Source organism: Palleronia sp. LCG004 (assembly GCF_032931615.1).
Classification (GTDB): Bacteria; Pseudomonadota; Alphaproteobacteria; order Rhodobacterales; family Rhodobacteraceae; genus Palleronia.
Map to the genome: position 1 here is coordinate 2,106,115 of NZ_CP136759.1, position 18,305 is coordinate 2,124,419.

The 18,305-nt window shown below is 66.9% G+C and carries 20 protein-coding genes; 13 read left to right on the forward strand and 7 right to left on the reverse strand.

The genetic code is table 11. The annotated features are described in order from the left end of the window. Positions 1-87: 87 nt before the first annotated feature. The 5 genes from RVY76_RS10315 to RVY76_RS10335 all read right to left on the reverse strand — a co-directional run bounded on the left by RVY76_RS10315 (position 88) and on the right by RVY76_RS10335 (position 5,814). A complete protein-coding gene (locus RVY76_RS10315) occupies positions 88-609 on the reverse strand; it encodes a DUF3035 domain-containing protein (RefSeq protein ID WP_317373863.1) in 522 nt (173 codons plus the stop codon). Between the two features lie 56 nt (positions 610-665). After that, positions 666-1,145 (reverse strand): signal peptidase II, encoded by a 480-nt coding sequence (gene lspA / locus RVY76_RS10320; protein WP_317373864.1) that lies wholly within the window; start codon positions 1,143-1,145, stop codon positions 666-668. After that, on the reverse strand, positions 1,145-2,731 hold the full coding sequence (purH, locus tag RVY76_RS10325; RefSeq protein WP_317373865.1) for a bifunctional phosphoribosylaminoimidazolecarboxamide formyltransferase/IMP cyclohydrolase: 1,587 nt from the start codon (positions 2,729-2,731) through the stop codon (positions 1,145-1,147). Before purH ends, lspA begins: the two co-directional genes overlap by 1 nt. Positions 2,732-2,752: 21 nt before the next feature. After that, positions 2,753-4,465, reverse strand: coding sequence for a heparinase II/III family protein (locus RVY76_RS10330; protein WP_317373866.1), 1,713 nt, complete (start codon positions 4,463-4,465; stop codon positions 2,753-2,755). Between the two features lie 71 nt (positions 4,466-4,536). Beyond that, the gene (locus RVY76_RS10335; protein WP_317373867.1) at positions 4,537-5,814 is read right to left on the reverse strand and encodes an RsmB/NOP family class I SAM-dependent RNA methyltransferase; all 1,278 of its coding nucleotides are present in this window, start codon (positions 5,812-5,814) and stop codon (positions 4,537-4,539) included. Positions 5,815-5,912: 98 nt separating this feature from the next. On the opposite strand from RVY76_RS10335, the gene RVY76_RS10340 reads away from it, so the two are divergent. Further along, positions 5,913-6,083, forward strand: coding sequence for a DUF1674 domain-containing protein (locus RVY76_RS10340; RefSeq protein ID WP_317373868.1), 171 nt, complete (start codon positions 5,913-5,915; stop codon positions 6,081-6,083). 40 nt (positions 6,084-6,123) lie between these two features. On the opposite strand, the gene dapB is transcribed toward RVY76_RS10340, so the two are convergent. Then, positions 6,124-6,927 carry a 4-hydroxy-tetrahydrodipicolinate reductase gene (gene dapB, locus RVY76_RS10345; protein WP_317373870.1) on the reverse strand — a complete coding sequence of 268 codons (804 nt, stop codon included), beginning with the start codon at positions 6,925-6,927 and terminating at the stop codon, positions 6,124-6,126. Between the two features lie 103 nt (positions 6,928-7,030). On the opposite strand from dapB, the gene rbfA reads away from it, so the two are divergent. The 12 genes from rbfA (at position 7,031) to RVY76_RS10405 (ending at position 17,263) form a co-directional block, all read left to right on the forward strand. Continuing rightward, the gene (gene rbfA / locus RVY76_RS10350) at positions 7,031-7,450 is read left to right on the forward strand and encodes a 30S ribosome-binding factor RbfA (RefSeq protein WP_317373871.1); all 420 of its coding nucleotides are present in this window, start codon (positions 7,031-7,033) and stop codon (positions 7,448-7,450) included. Next, a complete protein-coding gene (locus tag RVY76_RS10355; RefSeq protein WP_410796030.1) occupies positions 7,450-8,187 on the forward strand; it encodes a phosphodiester glycosidase family protein in 738 nt (245 codons plus the stop codon). Before rbfA ends, RVY76_RS10355 begins: the two co-directional genes overlap by 1 nt. A gap of 1 nt (position 8,188) precedes the next feature. Then, positions 8,189-9,100: a tRNA pseudouridine(55) synthase TruB gene (gene truB / locus RVY76_RS10360; protein ID WP_317373873.1), complete on the forward strand. Its 912-nt coding sequence runs from the start codon at positions 8,189-8,191 to the stop codon at positions 9,098-9,100. After that, a complete protein-coding gene (locus RVY76_RS10365) occupies positions 9,097-9,639 on the forward strand; it encodes a DUF1643 domain-containing protein (protein WP_317373875.1) in 543 nt (180 codons plus the stop codon). Before truB ends, RVY76_RS10365 begins: the two co-directional genes overlap by 4 nt. 93 nt (positions 9,640-9,732) lie before the next feature. After that, positions 9,733-10,002: a 30S ribosomal protein S15 gene (gene rpsO, locus RVY76_RS10370; protein WP_317373876.1), complete on the forward strand. Its 270-nt coding sequence runs from the start codon at positions 9,733-9,735 to the stop codon at positions 10,000-10,002. 143 nt (positions 10,003-10,145) lie between these two features. Beyond that, on the forward strand, positions 10,146-10,535 hold the full coding sequence (locus tag RVY76_RS10375) for a hypothetical protein (RefSeq protein WP_317373878.1): 390 nt from the start codon (positions 10,146-10,148) through the stop codon (positions 10,533-10,535). Between the two features lie 192 nt (positions 10,536-10,727). Continuing rightward, complete coding sequence (gene pnp, locus RVY76_RS10380; protein ID WP_317373880.1) at positions 10,728-12,860, forward strand: polyribonucleotide nucleotidyltransferase; 2,133 nt, start codon at positions 10,728-10,730, stop codon at positions 12,858-12,860. A 220-nt stretch (positions 12,861-13,080) separates the two neighbouring features. Continuing rightward, positions 13,081-13,632, forward strand: a complete 552-nt coding sequence (locus RVY76_RS10385) for a L,D-transpeptidase (protein ID WP_410795990.1) — start codon at positions 13,081-13,083, stop codon at positions 13,630-13,632. 12 nt (positions 13,633-13,644) lie between these two features. After that, complete coding sequence (locus RVY76_RS10390) at positions 13,645-14,679, forward strand: Stealth CR1 domain-containing protein (protein ID WP_317373882.1); 1,035 nt, start codon at positions 13,645-13,647, stop codon at positions 14,677-14,679. A gap of 31 nt (positions 14,680-14,710) precedes the next feature. Then, positions 14,711-16,141: a cytochrome ubiquinol oxidase subunit I gene (locus RVY76_RS10395; RefSeq protein WP_317373884.1), complete on the forward strand. Its 1,431-nt coding sequence runs from the start codon at positions 14,711-14,713 to the stop codon at positions 16,139-16,141. Between the two features lie 7 nt (positions 16,142-16,148). Then, the gene (cydB, locus tag RVY76_RS10400) at positions 16,149-17,168 is read left to right on the forward strand and encodes a cytochrome d ubiquinol oxidase subunit II (protein ID WP_317373885.1); all 1,020 of its coding nucleotides are present in this window, start codon (positions 16,149-16,151) and stop codon (positions 17,166-17,168) included. Next, the gene (locus RVY76_RS10405) at positions 17,168-17,263 is read left to right on the forward strand and encodes a DUF2474 family protein (protein ID WP_317373886.1); all 96 of its coding nucleotides are present in this window, start codon (positions 17,168-17,170) and stop codon (positions 17,261-17,263) included. The genes cydB and RVY76_RS10405 overlap by 1 nt, the downstream gene beginning before the upstream one ends. Here the strand turns inward: RVY76_RS10405 and RVY76_RS10410 are convergent. Beyond that, a complete protein-coding gene (locus RVY76_RS10410; RefSeq protein ID WP_317373887.1) occupies positions 17,244-18,125 on the reverse strand; it encodes a DMT family transporter in 882 nt (293 codons plus the stop codon). The two genes, RVY76_RS10405 and RVY76_RS10410, sit on opposite strands and share 20 nt — an antisense overlap. Positions 18,126-18,305 lie beyond the last annotated feature (180 nt).

Below are 18,305 nucleotides of genomic sequence, written 5' to 3' on the forward strand. Positions count from 1 at the left end.
ATCTACGCCCCGTGCTTCCGGGCACAATGGCGGGGCACGGGCTTGTGACCCGGCCCGGCGCGAAACAGTCGCGCGCGAAACGTGCCGCTAGTCGACGGGCGTCTCGGGCGGGGCGGCGGGCGTGCGCACGCCCCGTGCGCGCATCCGCTCGAGTGCGTCGTACTGGTCGAGCGATTGCGGCGCATAGAGGCGGAAATATCGCGTCGCGTTGAACAGCCGTTCGAGCGGACGGCCGACATTGCGGCCGCGGAACTCGGCATCCTCGGCGGCGAGCGTCGCGCGAATGCCGGGTGCCGTTCCGAACCGCCCCGCATGGGCCAGCAGCGCGGTCCCCTCGGGACCACGATTCGCGGCGGCCGGATTGCCGCCCAGCGCCGCGATCGCATCGGCCTGCGGCGTCTGGTCGGTGCGGTTCGGGCCACCGGGTGTCGGCGGGGGAAGCGCGTCGAAATTGCCGGGGAGCTCGAGCGGACGGTTCGGCAGAATGGAGAATTCGTCCGGCCCCTCCCCGCCCGAATCGAGCGCGATGAGATCGGGTTCTCCGCCGCATCCGGCGAGACCGGCGACAAGGATCGCAACCGTCGCGTATCTCAGGATCTGCCCGGGCATCGACGCCCTCCTTCCGCCGCGTTCGGCCAGAGCCATATCCGATGCCGGACCGGGCGTCACGGGGTCTTTCCCTTGCGCCCGCCCCCGGTGAAGGCGATGAGCCCGATCGCGCCCGCGAAAATCGCGATGTCGGCCACGTTGAACGCATAGGGATTCTCGACCCCGCAGCACGACATGTTGAGGAAGTCCGCCACCGCGCCGTAGATCAGCCGGTCGACGACGTTTCCGATCGCGCCGCCGACGAGAAGCCCGCCCGAGATCATCGCCCACTTGCCCTGACGCTCGCGCCGGAGCCACAGGATCACCCATCCCGAGATCGCGAGAGCGACCGCGATCAGGATCCACTTCGTCGCGTCGCTGTCGCCCGAGAGCAGCCCGAAATTGACGCCGCGATTCCAGGCCATCCGGAAGTTCACGAAGGGCGGCAGAACGTCGATCGACCCGCGCGAGGCGAGGTTCAGGATCTGCACCACCAGGACCTTCGTCACCTGGTCGAGGAGGAACACGATCCCGGCCCATGTCCAGAGCCTGCGCATCAGTGGCGGAAGTGCCGCATGCCGGTGAAGACCATGGCGATGCCGGCCGCATCCGCCGCCGCGATCACCTCGTCGTCACGCACCGAGCCACCCGGCTGGATCACGGCGCGCGCACCGGCCTCGGCCGCGGTCATGAGGCCGTCGGCGAAGGGAAAGAACGCGTCGGACGCCACGACCGAGCCCTGGGTCGGCGGTGCGGAAAGGCCCAGTACCTCGGCCATGTCCTCGGCCTTGCGCGCGGCGATGCGGGTGCTGTCGACGCGGCTCATCTGGCCTGCGCCGACACCCACGGTCGCACCGTCGCGGACATAGACGATCGCGTTCGACTTCACGTGCTTGGCCACGCGCCAGGCGAAGAGCAGGTCGTCCATCTGCGCATCGTCGGGGGCGCGCTTCGTCACGACCTTCAGATCCTCGCGGTCGAGCCTGCCGGTATCCTTGTCCTGCACCAGGAAGCCGCCGCCGACCTGCCGCCAGACGCGGCCGCCCGCAGCTGGATCGGCAAGCCCTTCGGTCGTGAGCAGGCGGAGGTTCTTCTTGGCGGCGAAGACCTTGCGCGCATCGTCGTCGGCACCCGGCGCGATCACCACCTCGGTGAAGATGCTCGCGATCGCCTCGGCCGTTTCACCGTCGAGGGGGCGGTTCAGCGCCACGATCCCGCCGAAGGCCGAGGTGCGGTCGCAATCGAAGGCGCGCCGATAGGCCTCGGCCAGTGTCGCGCCGCGCGCGACGCCGCAGGGATTGGCATGCTTGACAATGACGCAGGTGGGCTCGCCGCCCGCGAATTCGCTGACGAGCTCGAATGCCGCATCGGTATCGTTGATGTTGTTGTAGCTGAGCTCCTTGCCCTGATGCTGGACGGCATTGGCCAGGCCCGGCCGGTCGGTGCCGTCGGTGTAGAACGCGGCGGCCTGATGCGGATTCTCGCCGTAGCGCATCGTCTGGCGAAGCTTGCCGGCGACGGCACGGCGGCGCGGTGCCGGATCGCCCAGCGCGTCGGCCATCCATGTTGAGACGGCCGCGTCGTAGGCCGCGGTGCGCGCGAAGGCACGCTGCGCCATGACCTGCCGGAACGCGTGGGTCGTACCGCCCTCGTTGCCGTCGAGCTCGACCAGGAGGGCGTCGTAATCCTCGACATCGACAATCGTCGTGACGTGCCCGTGATTCTTGGCCGCCGCGCGGATCATCGCGGGTCCGCCGATATCGATGTTCTCGACGGCTTCGGCATAGTCCGCGCCCCGCGCGACCGTGGCTTCGAACGGATAGAGATTGACGACCAGCAGGTCGATGCCGACGATCCCGTGTTCCTCCATCGCCGCGACATGGCTCGCGTCGTCGCGCAGGGCGAGAAGCCCGCCATGGACCTTCGGGTGCAGCGTCTTGACCCGGCCGTCCATCATCTCGGGAAAGCCGGTTACGTCCGCCACGTCGCGCACCGCGATGCCCGCCTCGCGGAGCGCCCTGGCCGATCCCCCGGTCGAGAGGATCTCGACCCCCCGATCCGCGAGCGCACGGCCAAGTGCCTCCAGGCCCGTCTTGTCGGAGACGGAGATGAGCGCACGGGAAACGGGAACGGTATCGGTCATGAGGGAGGCTCCTCTCGCGGGTCAGGCCAGAACGGGGTTTTCGTCATGGACGAGGTCGCGCACCGCATCGGGTGTTTGGCGCGCTTTTGCAAGGGTCCAGCTGACCCGCGTGGCGTAATCGACGGCCGTGGTGCTCAGCACGATCTGCCGCGTCGGCCGGGGCGAAAGCGAGACGCTGTCGAGATAGACCGACGGCTCGATCGTCACGGCCGCCCTTCCGCCGTGGCGGAAGACCCAGAGTTCGCCGCCCTTGGTCATCAGCAGAACGCTGCCAGGATCCTCGTCCTTCTGCGCCACGATGTCGGGGTGGAGGTGGAACCGCACGGCGAACGGAAAGCCACGCTGCCCGGCTTCTTCCATGGCCCGGTCGAAGATCGCCTCGTCCTCGCGTTCCACCGTGGCAAGAACGTCCTCGCCACTGAGGGACCGGCCGGCCTGATCGAGATGAAGCTGGCGGATATGCGTGAGACCATGGCTCGGGACGTAGCCGTCATGCCCCGCGACGAGGCCGGTCGACGTCTCGTCCCGACGACGTTCCATCCGGACGTCGCGTGGGGCCTGCGACAGCCACCCGTCCTCGCCACCGATCCGGGCAGAGGAATATCCGTCGATGGCGAGCGTCGAATGGGAGGCTGTCGCGCGCGCGGCACGCCGCCATTTCGGGCCGAAGCTGCGCCCCGCACCGCATGACACGATGATCGGCCTGCGCCCGGAGGTGAGCTCGAAGGCGAGAGTCGAGGCATGGGCCTCGGAGGAAAGCGAGCCCTCGGGGGGCGCTGCGGCATCGACGATCAGCGTCGTGCGGCCATGCGCGATCCGCGCGAAGCCCATCGCCCGGTCGGGGGCCGGTCGCGCGCGCCCGGTGCAGGCGAGGCCCGCATCGAGCCGCCCCGGCACACCGCGGCCGCCGCCGTGGAACCGCGCGAGCGATCCGTCGGCATGGCGCAGTGCCCTGAGGACCGGAGCCGCGCGGCCGAGCGCGCCATCGATCGATCCGGGCACCTGGCACCCTGAATTGCGCAGTGCCTCCGCCGCATGGGCGAGGCGGACGAAGATCTCGGACAGGTCCTCGGGATTGCGCCAGGCGACCCCGCCCTCGGCATCGACGAGGCGGTCGGCCTCGGCCGCGAGACGAGCGGCGGCGCGATCTCGGTGACGCTCATGACCTTCAAGATGCAGCCCCGCGAGAAGCAGCGCATGAAGGGCATCGAGCCTGTCGCGCCCCTCGGTCACATGGCGCAGGCGGCGCGACAGGAACGCCACCTGCCGCGAGAGGGAGCGGAAGAAGCGCCTGCGCGTCGCCGGATCCACATCCTCGAGCAGCATCTCGCCATGCGCGATCCATCCCGCGACGCGGCGTCCCGTCAGATCCGCGCGCCAGCCCGGACCGCCTCCCGCGCCGAAGCGCCGGGCCCAGTCGTGGACCCATTCGCGGGAGAGACGGCCGGCCCGGGCCGAACCCTCGGCCGCCAGATCGTCGAGCCAGGCGCAGCCGTGAAGCTCGGCCTCGAATTCGGGATCGTCCGGCAACGGCAGGTCCCAGATCGAGCGGCCCTGCGCCTCGACCATGTAGCCGCGAAAGAGGAACCGCCCCGCGACGATCTGTGCGCCGCGCTCGACCGAGCCTACGGTTCGCGGTTCGGGCCCCGGCCGGGTGAAGCCGCGGGCACCGCGCGACAGGACCGCCAGGCGGGCGGCCAGCCGCTCGGATCTCGGAGGGGTGGGTCGGGGCATGGAACTCGATCTCGCCTGCCGCGTCTCGCGCGCGTTTCAGATTGCGAGACTAGCGGGACCTGGCCGTGCTGTCACCGTCCGGGATCGTCCCCCACGCGGAAGGCCGCCACGAAGAAGCCGTCCATGCCGCCGGCCCCGGGCCAGAAGTCGGGGCGAAGACGCAGGCCGTGGTCGCCGATCCAGTCCGCCTCGATGCCGGGAAGCCGCAGCGCGGACAGGTCGAGCGACAGGTTGGGATGGCGTGCGAGCGCCGACTCGACCTGACGCTCGCCCTCCTCCGGCAGAAGGGAGCAGGTACAGAAGACGATATGCCCGCCGGGCCGCACCAGGTCCATCGCGCGGTCGAGTAGCCGTGCCTGCAGATCGATGAGGGGTCCGAAATCCTGCGCCGCCTTGGCGCGCGGCAGGTCTGGATGGCGGCGAATCGTCCCGGTCGCCGAACAGGGTGCATCGAGCAGGATCGCATCGAACGGCGCGTCGGGCGCATAGCCCAACGCATCGGCCACGACAGTCTTGGCCCTGAGCCCGCATCGCGCGAGGTTCTCGGCCACGCGGGCCATGCGGGTTTCGGAGATGTCGAGTGCGGTCACATGCGCGCCCGCCGCGGCGAGTTGCAGCGTCTTGCCCCCCGGGGCCGCGCAGAGATCGAGGACGCGGAGGCCCGCGACCTCGCCCAGGGCACGCGCGGGGATCGCAGCGGCCGCGTCCTGCACCCACCAAGCGCCTTCGTCGTAGCCGGGAAGCGCACTCACCTGGCCGGGATTGTTGAGCCTGACGGATCCCGTGGCCACAGGCACCCCGCCGAGCCTCGCGGCCCAGCCCGCCGGGTCCTCGCGCACGGTCAGGTCGAGCGGCGCGGCACGGGAGAAGGCCTCCTCCATCGCGGCCGTGAGATCCTTTCCGTATGTCTTCAGAAGCGGCTTTCTCAGCCATTTGGGCAGGCGCGGGATCGGCAGGCTCTCCCAACTCCCTGTCCTCAGCACGTTGCGCAGAACCGCGTTGACGAGGCCCCCCTGCGCTGCGCCCCGCTCGGTCGCACGCGCCAGATCCACGGCGGCGGCCACGGCCGCGTGGGGCGCGGTGCCGCCCTCGTGGATCTCGTAGAGTGCAAGGCGAAGGATGTCGTGGATCTCGGGCCAAGGCTTCATCCGGAGATGCGGCCCGAGCGCGCGATCCGCGCGGTCCATCCAGCGCAGCGTGCCGGTGGCGAGCCTCTGCGCGCGGGCCCGGTCGGAGGGCGCGAGCGGCGCAAGCGTTCCGGGCAGAACCTCGCTCAGCAGGCGACCGTCCTGCAGGACCTGTCCCACCAGATGCAGCGCCGCCTGGCGCACGGGGTCCGGATCGGCCATCGTCTGGGCCCTCTCGCCACGACCTCCCGACCTTGAGCCGGGACCTGTCGCGACGTATATGAAGGGCGCGAGTACAGCAACCCGACCGGAGAGCGATCATGCAGCGCGACGACCTTCCCGAAGCCGCAAGGCGCGCCCTCGCCGAGGCGGAGGAGCGGCGGCGCAAGGCCAACGACGCGGAGTTGCCCGTCGAGCTCGGCGGTCGCGATGGCCCCGAGCCCGTGCGTTACGGCGACTGGGAGAACAAGGGCCTCGCCATCGACTTCTGACGGTGCGGAAACCCGTTTCGCAAAGCCCCGGCCCGAGCGGTCAGCCGAGCCCCAGAACGCTCAGCATGTCGTAGGAACCGGGGGCCCTCCCTTCGGTCCAGAGGGCGGCCTTGACCGCACCACGCGCGAAGAGACCGCGATCGCTCGCCTGATGCGACAGCCGGATCGTCTCGCCGTCGCCCGCGAAGATCACCTCGTGATCGCCGATGATGCTGCCGCCGCGAATGGCGGAAAAGCCGATATCGCCGACCCGTCGCGCTCCGGTGATCCCGTCGCGTCCGCGATCCGAGACCTCCGCCAGATCGACACCCCGCCCTTCCGCCGCGGCCTGACCGAGCATGAGAGCGGTCCCCGAGGGCGCATCGATCTTGTGGCGGTGATGCGCCTCGACCACTTCGATATCGAACGCCTCGTCGAGGGCGGCTGCCACCTGCGACACGATCCGCGTCAGGAGGTTGACCCCGAGGCTCATGTTGCCCGCGCGCACGATCACCGCGCGACGGGCGCTTTCGTCGAGCTGGGCGATCTCGTCGTCCGAGAACCCGGTGGTGCCGATCACGATCGCGCGTTCGAGATCGGCCACGATGCGCGCATGTTCGACGGTGGCCGCGGGCATGGTGAAGTCGATGACCGCATCGGCCCCTTCGAGGGCGGCAGACAGGTCGTCCGTCACGATCACGTTCCGGGCAGTACCGCCCATCGCCTCGCCGAGATCGCGGCCGATCCAGGGATGGCCCTCGCGCTCGGTCGCGCCGGCGACTTCGATCCCTCCCTCGGCCGCGTCGATCGTGCCGATCAGCATCCTGCCCATGCGCCCCGAGACGCCCGTGATCACGACCTTCATCGCTTCGACCTCCTGCCGGTTTCCGCCGAATGGCTACAATCGCCGGGCCGCGGGCGCAACGGCGCGGTTGCGCGTCTGCGCGCGGGGGCCTAGATGCGGGCGCATGTCCAAGAACCGCTTCAACGACGGGCCCGGTCCCTCGAACCGCCAGCTTCGCGTGGGCGAACTCATCCGGCGCACGCTGTCGGACGTGCTCAACCGCGGTGACATCCACGACCCCGAGCTGAACCGCATGTCGATCACCGTGTCCGAGGTGCGTGCGACGCCGGATCTCAAGATCGCGACGGTCTACTGCCTGCCTCTGGGCGGGGGGAACCGTCCGGAGGCGATCGCCGCGCTCAAGCGCAACAAGCACGAACTTCGCCGCGCGCTCGGCAAGGAAATGACGCTCAAGTACACGCCGGACCTGCGCTTCGTCATCGACGAGACCTTCGACCGGATGGACGAGACCCGCGAGCTCTTTGCCCGCGACGAGGTGCGCCGAGATATCGAGGACGACGCCCCGGACGGAGACGGCGAATGATGCTCCGCCTCGCGGCGATGCTCGCGGCGCTCGCATTGCCCGGCTGGGCCTCGGGCGGGGATTGCGAGACGACGCGCTTCGACGGTGCGCGCTTCACCGTCTGCGAGGTCGATCTGCGGACCGAGACACTGCGGCTCTGGCTCGGGGATGCGGACGGCACACCCTATGGCAGTTTCTCGGCGCTCGACCGTGCGCTGTCGACGCGCGGGGAACGGCTCGGCGTCGCGATGAATGCGGGCATGTACCATGCGGACCGCTCTCCCGTCGGGCTCTTCGTCGAAGAGGGCGAGGAGCGGCGCGGCATCGTCACGCGCGAGGGCCCCGGCAATTTCGGGCTGCTCCCGAACGGCGTGCTCTGCTTCGGGGAGGATCGCGCCCGGATCATCGAGAGCCGTCGTTTCGCCGAGACGCGGCCCGATTGCCGCTTTGCGACGCAATCGGGGCCCATGCTGGTGATCGGTGGCGACCTTCATCCCCGCTTCCTGCCTGACAGCACCTCGATCTATGTCCGCAACGGCGCGGGGGTGAGCGAGGACGGTCATAAACTCTGGCTCGTAATTTCGGAGGATCGTGTGAATTTCGACCTGTTCGGGCGGTTCTTCCGCGACGGCCTCGGGCTGCGCGACGCGCTCTATTTCGACGGCAACATCTCGCGGCTCTACGACGCCGGAACGGGCCGCAACGATTTCGGGCGACCGATGGGGCCGATCATCGGCACCGTCAGCGAGGCCGGCTGAGATGGGGCGCAGACGCAAGGGCCGCGACGTCTCGGGCTGGGTCGTCATCGACAAGCCCGCCGGGATCGGATCGACGCAGGTCGTGAACAAGGTGCGCTGGGCCTTCGAAGCGAAGAAGGCGGGCCATGCCGGAACGCTCGACCCGGACGCGACCGGCATTCTGGCCGTCGCACTCGGCGAGGCCACGAAGACCGTGTCGCTTCTGACAGATGCGCTCAAGGCCTACGAGTTCGGCATCGCCTTCGGGGCGGCGACCACGACCGACGACGCCTCGGGCGAGATCATCGCGACGAGCGACGTGCGCCCCTCGGACGCCGCGGTCGCCGACGCGCTGCCGGCCTTCGTGGGTGAGATCGAGCAGGTCCCGCCCCAGGTTTCCGCCGTCAAGGTCGAGGGCGAGCGTGCCTACGACCTCGCCCGGGAGGGGGTCGAGATGGAGCTTGCCGCGCGACCGCTTCATGTCGAGAGCCTCGATCTTCTCGGCAGGCCCGATCCCGACCGTGCGATCCTGCGCCTGGTCTGTGGCAAGGGCGGGTACGTGCGCTCCATCGCGCGCGATCTGGGCGAGGCCCTCGGCACCCGCGCGCATGTCACGCATCTGCGGCGGATGTGGTCGGGGCCCTTCACGCTCGACGATGCGGTGCGGTTCGAGACGATCGACGAACTCGCGCGGACGCCCGCGATCGACGAATTGCTGCTCGGGATCGAGGCGGGGCTGGGACATGTGCCGGTCGCGCAGGTGGCCGGGATGTCTGTGTCGAAGCTTGCCAACGGCAATCCGGTCGAGGTCCTGCGGACCGATGCCGATTTCGGCGATACCGTCTGGGCCATGCATGACGGACGCGCGCTCGCCATCGGGACATATCGCGCGGGGATGATCCATCCGTCACGCGTGCTGAACCGTCCGGCATGATCGAACGGTCTTTCCAGAAGGGCGATGCGGAAAGCATCGCCACATATTCCGATTGCGAACGCTACCGCTTCGCGCTGACGCGTATCTGGGATCCAGAGGGGCCCAGGGTCCTCTTCGTCATGCTGAACCCTTCGACCGCGACGGAATACCAGAACGACCCGACCGTGGAACGTTGCGAGCGTCGCGCCCGCGCACAGGGCTTCGGCGCCTTCCGGGTCTGCAACATCTTCGCTTGGAGAAGCACCGATCCCAAGGGGCTAAGGACCTGCGGGGAGCCGGTGGGTGCCGGAAACGACGGCGCGATCCTCGAGGGGGCCGATTGGGCCGACCGTGTGGTCTGCGCCTGGGGCACGCATGGTGCGCTTCTCGATCGCGGACGCGAGGTCGAGGGGCTGCTGAGGGCGCATGGCGTAGCCGTGCACCATCTGGGCCTGACGAAGCACGGCCATCCGAAGCATCCGCTCTATATCGGCTACGGGGTCGCGCCTGCGCCCTGGGGATCCGACGGGGGTTCCCAAGAGGCCGCGAATCCCCTATAGGCGCGCATCCGCAAGATCGCGGCACATGGGCCGGCACTGGACGACATCCCGGGCCGCGCCGTCTCAAGACACCTCGAACGAAGGAGATCCCCGATGTCGATCACCCCTGAAGAAAAGCAGCGCGTCCTCAAGGATTTCGCGACGAAGGACGGCGACACCGGTTCGCCCGAAGTGCAGGTTGCGATCCTCACGCACCGCATCACGTCGCTGACCGAGCACTTCAAGACGCACAAGAAGGACAACCACTCGCGCCGTGGCCTTCTGAAGCTCGTGGCCCAGCGCCGCAAGCTGCTCGACTATACCAAGGCCCGCGACGAGGCCCGCTATCAGGACCTGATCAAGCGCCTCGGCATCCGCCGCTGAGCGCCGAAGATCGAAAGGGTCGCCATCGGGCGGCCCTTTTTCTTGTGCCCCTCGCAATCCCCCGCATCGCGAACCCGATTGCCGCCATGTCACGTCGAGCCCTTCTTGCAATACTGAGCCTCGGAGCGCCCGCTGGCTGCGTCATGTTTCCAGAAAGCGGCGAGGCCCCGACAAAGCCGGGCGATGTCGTGGATGCGTATTATTCCGCGCTCGCCTCCGGCCAATACGCCCGCGCCCACGCCATGTGGTCTCCCGCATCCCCCACCGGCGCGGAGGGGATCGACGAGTTCGAGCGCGCGATGCTGTCCTACCAGTCGGTCGAGGGACACGCCGCTGGCCCCGCGCGCCTCGAAGGGGCGGCCGGCACGATCTATGCCGAGGTTCCCGTGACCGTTTCGGTCGTGAGACGCGGCATTCCCGATACGAGGTCCGGAACAGCGACCCTGCGGAAATGCGACGACGTGCCGGGCTGCACGGCGACCGAACGTCGCTGGCACCTCTCGGCGATCGAACTCGGCGCATCCGGAACCTGACGCGGCAATCGTCCGAAGGCCGACACTGGCCAAGGAAGGGCGTTTCCTGTATGTGCCCGCAATCTGAGACGTGACGCCCCGGGCCCCTGGGTGCCATGAAACGATGGACGAAGAGGGGTCGGCGGCAATACGGCCGCCATGAAACAGGGCCGCCGGGGAACGCTCCGTGCCGGTCCAGATAGGATACGACAGATGTTCAACGAAACGAAAAAAGAGATGCAATGGGGCGAGGAGACCCTGACGCTCGAGACCGGCAAGGTCGCGCGTCAGGCGGACGGCTCCGTGATCGCGACGCTCGGCGAGACCAGCGTCATGGCCAACGTGACCTTCGCCAAGGAGCAGAAGCCGGGCCAGGACTTCTTTCCGCTGACCGTTCACTACAACGAGAAATACTATGCCGCCGGCAAGGTCCCGGGCGGCTTCTTCAAGCGCGAGGCGCGCCCGACCGAGAAGGAGACGCTGACATCGCGCCTCATCGACCGGCCGATCCGTCCGCTGTTCGTACCGGGATTCAAGAACGAAGTCCTGGTGATCTGCACCGTGCTGAGCCATGACCTCGTCAACGATCCCGACATCGTGGCGATGATCGCGGCCTCGGCTGCGCTGACCATTTCGGGCGCGCCGTTCATGGGACCGATCGCCGGCTGCCGCGTCGGCTACGAAGGTGGCGAATACGTCCTCAACCCCGAGATCGACGACATGCACGATCTCAAGAACAAGCCCGATCAGCGTCTGGACCTGGTCGTCGCGGGCACCAAGGACGCCGTGATGATGGTCGAGTCCGAGGCCTACGAGTTGACCGAGGCTGAGATGCTCGGCGCGGTGAACTTCGCGCACGAACAGTTGAAGCCGGTCGTCGACCTCATCATCTCGCTTGCCGAGGATGCCGCGAAGGAGCCGTTCGACTTCCAGCCGGCCGATTACTCCGTGCTCTTCGACGCGGTGAAATCCGCAGGCGAGCAGAAGATGCGCGATGCCTATGCGATCACCGACAAGCAGGAGCGGACGAACGCGGTCTCCAAGGCCAAGGAGGACATCCGGGCCGCGCTGACCGAAGATCAGCTCGCCGACGAGAACCTGGGTTCTGCGCTCAAGAAGCTCGAATCCTCTGTGCTGCGCGGTGACGTGGTCAAGTCCGGCAAGCGCATCGACGGCCGTCGCACCGACGAGGTTCGTCCGATCGTGGCCGAAACCGGCCTTCTGCCCCGGACCCATGGATCGGCGCTCTTCACCCGGGGAGAGACCCAGGGCCTCGTCATCACGACGCTCGGCACCGGCGACGACGAGCAGATGATCGACGCGCTGCAGGGGACGTATCGCTCGAACTTCCTGCTGCATTACAACTTCCCGCCCTACTCGGTCGGCGAAGTGGGCCGTTTCGGACCTCCGGGTCGTCGTGAGATCGGCCACGGCAAGCTCGCCTGGCGTGCGCTTCAGGCCGTCCTGCCTGCCGCGACCGACTTCCCCTACACGATTCGCGTCGTGTCCGAGATCACCGAATCGAACGGCTCCTCCTCGATGGCGTCGGTCTGCGGCGGATCGCTCAGCATGATGGATGCGGGCGTGCCGCTGAAATCGGCGGTCGCGGGCGTCGCGATGGGTCTGATCCTGGAAGACAGCGGTGAATACGCGATCCTGACCGACATCCTCGGCGACGAGGATCACCTCGGCGACATGGACTTCAAGGTCGCCGGCACCGAGAACGGCATCACGTCGCTGCAGATGGACATCAAGGTCGCGGGCATCACGTCCGAGATCATGGAGCGCGCGCTCGATCAGGCCAAGGCCGGCCGGATGCACATCCTGGGCGAGATGAACAAGGCCCTTTCGGGTGCCGGCGAGTTCAGCTCCTACGCTCCGCGCATCGAGACGATGCAGATTCCGACCGACAAGATCCGCGAAGTCATCGGATCGGGCGGCAAGGTGATCCGCGAAATCGTCGAGACGTCGGGCGCGAAGGTCGACATTAACGACGACGGCGTGATCAAGATCGCATCGGCCGACGGTGCTGCGATCCAGCGTGCCTACGACATGATCCATTCGATCGTCGCCGAGCCCGAGGAAGGCAAGGTCTACCGCGGAACGGTCGTGAAGATCGTCGATTTCGGTGCCTTCGTGAACTTCTTCGGCAAGCGCGACGGACTGGTCCATGTCAGCCAGATCGAGAATCGCCGCCTGAACCATCCTTCGGACGTCCTGAAGGAAGGCCAGGAGGTCTTCGTGAAACTTCTGGGCTTCGACGATCGCGGCAAGGTGCGCCTTGCCATGAAGATGGTCGATCAGGAGACCGGCGAAGAGACGCAGAAGGAGGAAGCGGCCGAATAAGCCGCCCCTTCCAAACGACCGGTGCCGGGCCCCGCATGACCTGCGGGGCCCGTCGCCGTTCGGGAACATTGGAATTTCACGAGAAGTTCGGGCATGATACGGTCGATTGCGGATCGCGCCCATTCCATCAAAACCGCGTGAGACGCATCGCACGATCCGGTCGTGATCGCGTTGAGGTCCGCAGGCATTTCTGGAGAAAATGATGAAAAGACGTGATTTCATGATGACGGGCCTGGCGGCCTTCGGTGCGGCTGGACTGGCCTCTTCGCGGGTCGAGGCGCAGGCAGCGGGCGTTCCACCCCCGACGCTGGTGCAGATGCGCGCGCCGCTGCCGCCCAACCAGATCCACGTATTCCCCGATCATTTCCAGCTTTTCCATACGCGACCCGAAGGGATGGCGATGCGGTATCCCTGCCGCGTCGGGCGCGACTCGCTTTATGAGGCGGGTCAGTTCTATGTCGGAGCCAAGAAGAAATGGCCATCCTGGAAGCCTACACCCGGCATGATCGAACGTGAGCCCGAGCTTTACGCGAAATACGAGGAGGACGGGATGCCCGGCGGCCCGGGCAATCCGCTGGGCGCGCGCGCGCTCTATCTCTTCCAGCCGGGTCGTGGCGACACCTATCTCAGGATCCACGGCACTGGCGATCAGCGGTCCATCGGTCAGGCCGTCTCCAACGGCTGTGCCGGCCTTATCAACGAGCATATCACGATCCTCTATGACAATGTGCCGATTGACACGACCGTCGTCCTCTATCCCAAGATGGGCTAGAGCGGCCGCAAGGTGACGATCGACGCAGTGATCGCCTGGGTGGATGGGGCCGATCCCGTCCACCGGGCAGCTCGCGCGGAATACGCGCAGGCACCGGCGGACGGGGACGAGACCCGTTTCGTTCAGTCCGGCGAGATCTATGTCGCGATCGCGTCGATCCTGAAATTCGCGCCGTTCATCCGTCGCATCTTTCTCGTCACCGACAATCAGGTCCCCGCGGATCTGGAGCTTTTCGCGGCGAGCGGACTTTCCGCCCCCGACGGCATCGAGGTCGTCGATCACGATGTAATCTTCAACGGGCTGCCGGCCGCGCGTCCCAACTTCAACACGCGCGCTATCGAAGGGGCGATGCACCGGATCCCCGGCCTTTCGCCGAGCTTCGTCTACTTCAATGACGACATGTTCCTGAACAGCACCGCGACACCGGGCGACTTCTTTCAGGGGGGACTCCCGGTCCTGCGGGGCGAGATGATAAAGACCCGCGCCGCGCGGCCCCTCTTCCGGGCGAAGTCAGCGCTCAAGCGTGCTGTCGGCCGCCCCGACACCCGCCCGTCGCATCTCGTCTCGCAGGAGGTGGGTGCGCGCCTCATGGGATTCGAGAGGACATTCCTGCGCGTCCCCCACGTGCCGCATCCACTTCGCGTGCCGACGATCGAGGAGGCGCTTGCCGCGCATCCGGGGTTGCTCGACGCACAGGTCTGGTTCCGCTTTCGCGACCGCGCGCAGTATTCGGCCGTCTCTCTCGCCAATCATGCGGAAATGGCGCAGGGCGTTCCCGTGCTGCCATCACCCGACCTCGTCTATCTGCGCGACGGACGGGATTCGAGTTTTGCGGACGACCTTGCGCGGATCGCGGACGGCGCGGCACCCTATGCCTGTCTCCAGGGTGTCGAAGGCCTTGCGCCCGAGCGGCGACGCGACCTGATGGAGACTCTCGTCAAGCGTTTCGCCTCGCATCTGCCGAACAGGATCAGGGAAAGGCTTCTCGACCCCGATCAAGACGCTAGGTCATCGTGTCATATTGGTGGCAAGATGGCTTCAAGCTAGTTCAGGATCGTCCAACTCCGCGAGGTATCCCATGGACATGTCCCTCGGCTTCGACGCGATCCTTCTTGCCCGGATCCAGTTCGCCTTTACCGTCGCGTTCCATTTCATCTTTCCCGCATTCACCATCGGGCTCGCCAGTTTCCTCGCTGTCCTAAACGGTCTCTATCTCTGGTCGCGGGACGAGGCATATCTCAGGCTCTTCACCTACTGGGTGAAGATCTTTGCGATCAGCTTTGCGATGGGCGTCGTGTCGGGCATCGTCATGTCCTACCAATTCGGGACCAACTGGTCGGTATTCTCCGATCTTGCGGGGCCGGTGATCGGTCCGCTCATGGCATACGAGGTGCTGACCGCGTTCTTCCTCGAAGCGGGATTCCTCGGCATCATGCTCTTCGGTCGCGAGAAGGTCGGCAACGGCCTCCACATGGTCGCCTGCCTCATGGTCGCCGTCGGCACAGCGATCTCGGCCACGTGGATCCTGTCGGTCAACAGCTGGATGCACACGCCCGCCGGATACATCATCGGCGAGAACGGCCAGTTCCTTCCCCAGGACTGGTGGGCGATCGTCTTCAATCCGTCCTTTCCCTATCGCCTCGTCCATACGCTCATCGCCGCATATCTGACGACCGCCTTCATCGTCGGCGGCGTGGGGGCCTGGCACCTGCTGCAGGGGCGCGGCCACAATCGGGGCGTGCGGACGATGTTCTCGATGGCGATGTGGATGGCCGCGCTGGTCGCCCCGCTGCAGATCGTGGCGGGTCACGAACAGGGTCTCAACACCTTGGAGCATCAGCCGACGAAGGTCCTCGCCATGGAGGGCCATTTCGAGAGCAGCGAGGACGGGATCCCGCTCATCCTCTTCGGCATTCCCGATCAGGAGGCGCAGGAGGTGCGCTGGAAGGTCGAGATCCCGCATATCGGCGGTCCGATTCTCGAAAAGGGCTGGAACGCGTCGCTCGACGGCTTGGACACGGTCGCGCGCGATCTGCAGCCGCCCGTGGCCATCGTCTTCTGGAGCTTCCGCGTCATGGTCGGGCTCGGCCTCCTGATGGTCGGGGTCGGGATCTGGTCGCTCTGGTCGCGCTGGCGCGGGGATCTCTACTACGATCGGTGGTTGCATCGCGCCGCCCTCCTGATGGGGCCATCCGGCCTCGTGGCGGTGCTCGCAGGATGGATTACGACCGAGGTGGGGCGCCAGCCCTACACGATCTACGGAGAGCTGCTGACGGCGGAATCGGCCTCCCCCCTCGCCGCGTCGGCGGTCGGGGCGTCCCTCCTCGCCTTCATCGTCATCTATTTCGCGATCTTCGGCGCAGGCGTCGTCTATCTGTTGAAGCTCATGGCCAAGCCACCCGAACGCGGCGAGACGAACGACGATATCCATCAGGGCCCGATCCGCACGGCCGGCATCACGCCCGCCCCCGGCGAGACGCTGCGCCACTCTCCCCATCCAGCGGAATAGGTGTGCCATGGAAGTGAGTTTCGACCTTACGATCGCCTGGGCGCTGCTTCTGGCCTTCGCCGTCTATGTCTACGTGGTGCTCGACGGGTTCGATCTGGGCATCGGGATCCTCTATCCCTTCTTTCCCGAAAAGCAGGATCGCGACCTCATGATGAACACGGTCGCACCGGTCTGGGACGGTAACGAGACGTGGCTGGTCCTGGGCGGAGGGGGTCTTTTTGCAGCGTTCCCGATGGCCTACGCGATCATCATGCCGGCGGTCTATCCGCTCGTCATCGCCATGCTTCTGGGCCTTGTCTTTCGCGGCGTGGCTTTCGAATTTCGCTGGCGCGCCGCGGGACGGTTCGCCGAATGGTTCTGGGACGGGGCCTTCATCGGCGGATCCCTGGTCGCCGCACTGACGCAGGGCATGATCCTCGGCACGCTTCTGCAGGGGATCGAGGTGGACGGTCGCGCCTACGGGGGTGGTTGGCTCGACTGGCTCACGCCGTTCACGATGCTCTGCGGGGTTGCGGTCGTCTGCGGATACGCGTTGCTCGGCGCGTGCTGGCTCAACTGGCGCGTCGCGGGCCCCGCCCAGCATCGCATCCGCGTGCTGGCGCGGACATTCGGGTTCGCCACCGTGGGCTTCATCGGGGCGGTCAGCCTTGCCACGCCGTTCCTTGAGCAATCGTATTTCGAACGCTGGCTCGCTTGGCCGCAGATACTCGAGGTCTCGCCGGTGCCGATCGTGGTCGTGGGACTCGCGCTCTGGCTTGCCAAGGAACTTTTCGACGAGCGCAACGACTGGATGCCCTTCGCGATCAGTCTTGCACTCTTCGGGCTTTGCTTCGTGGGGCTGGGGCTGAGCATGTGGCCTTACGTCATCCCGCCGGAAGTCACGCTTTGGGACGCGGCCAGCCCCGAGAGCTCGCAGCTCTTCATGTTCGTGGGCGCAGTGATCCTCGTACCGATCATCCTGGCCTATACGATCTATGCCTACTGGGTCTTCCGCGGCAAGCTGGGCCATGGCGACGGCTATCACTGATGCTGAGACGGCTCGGATGGTTCGTCCTGATCTGGGTGCTGAGCGTGGCCGCGCTCGGGGTCGTGGCTCTCGCGATCAGGACGATGATCGCCTGAGCGCGCGCCGCTGGTGCGAGAGATATAGCGCGAGTGAGACCACCACGATCGCGCCACCCAGTAGCGAGAGCGGCGGAACCGCCTCGCCCAGCGCGATCCAGACGATGATCGGCCCCAGAACCGTTTCGAGCAACATGAAGAGGCTGACATTCGCACCGCTCGTGTATCGCGATGCGCTGCCCAGCATGAAGAACGCTGCCGGAAGAATGATGGCCCCTGTCGTCGCGATGGCGGTGAGCGCTAGACCGTCTGCCTCGCCCCCTCCGGAAACCACGAGCCCGAGAGTACCGCCAAGACCCGCACCGACCCCGAGGCTGAGCATGATCGGCAGCCGGGGGGCCGCGCGATAACTCGTGAACGCGCCCGCAAGCGCGATCGCCGTCAGGAGCCCGCAGAACGCCCCGAGAACCGGATTCACGCCACCATCGCCATGTCCGCCCGCAAGCACCGAAAGTCCGATCCCCGCGAGCACGGCAATGCAGGTCACGGCCGTCGCGCGGCCGATCCTGTCCCCCAGGAAAAGCGCGCCGAGGATCGCGGCCCAGATCGGAACCGTGGCGAGCGCGAAGAGCACGACCGCCACTGGGGCAACCGCGATGCCGGTCGCGAAAAGGATCGCATTGGCAGCCTGGCAGAGCGTCGCGACCAGTCCCGGCCCGCTGGCGAAGGCCGCAAGATCGCCCGACCTGTCGCGAGAGGTCACGAGCCAGAGCGACAGCATCACGATCGACACGAGCCCTCCGCGCCAGGCCATCATCTCGAACCCGTCGAGCCCGGACACCCGCATGAGGAGGGTGTCGGGCGACAGCAGAAGCACGGCGGCCAGCGCCAGGCTGAGACCAAAAGTGGAATTCTGTGGCAAGAGCCCTCCGGCGGACGGGGCGAACTACCCGGTTACTGACACGGATCGACAAGCGTCGCGAGGGGCCGCATGCCGTATCACTGAAGTCAGGCACCACTCATGGCGCTCACCGCCTGGGAGGGACTGAACCGGATGTCGAGGCGGGCCGACGCGCTATCCCGTCAGGATGACGCGCCGGCC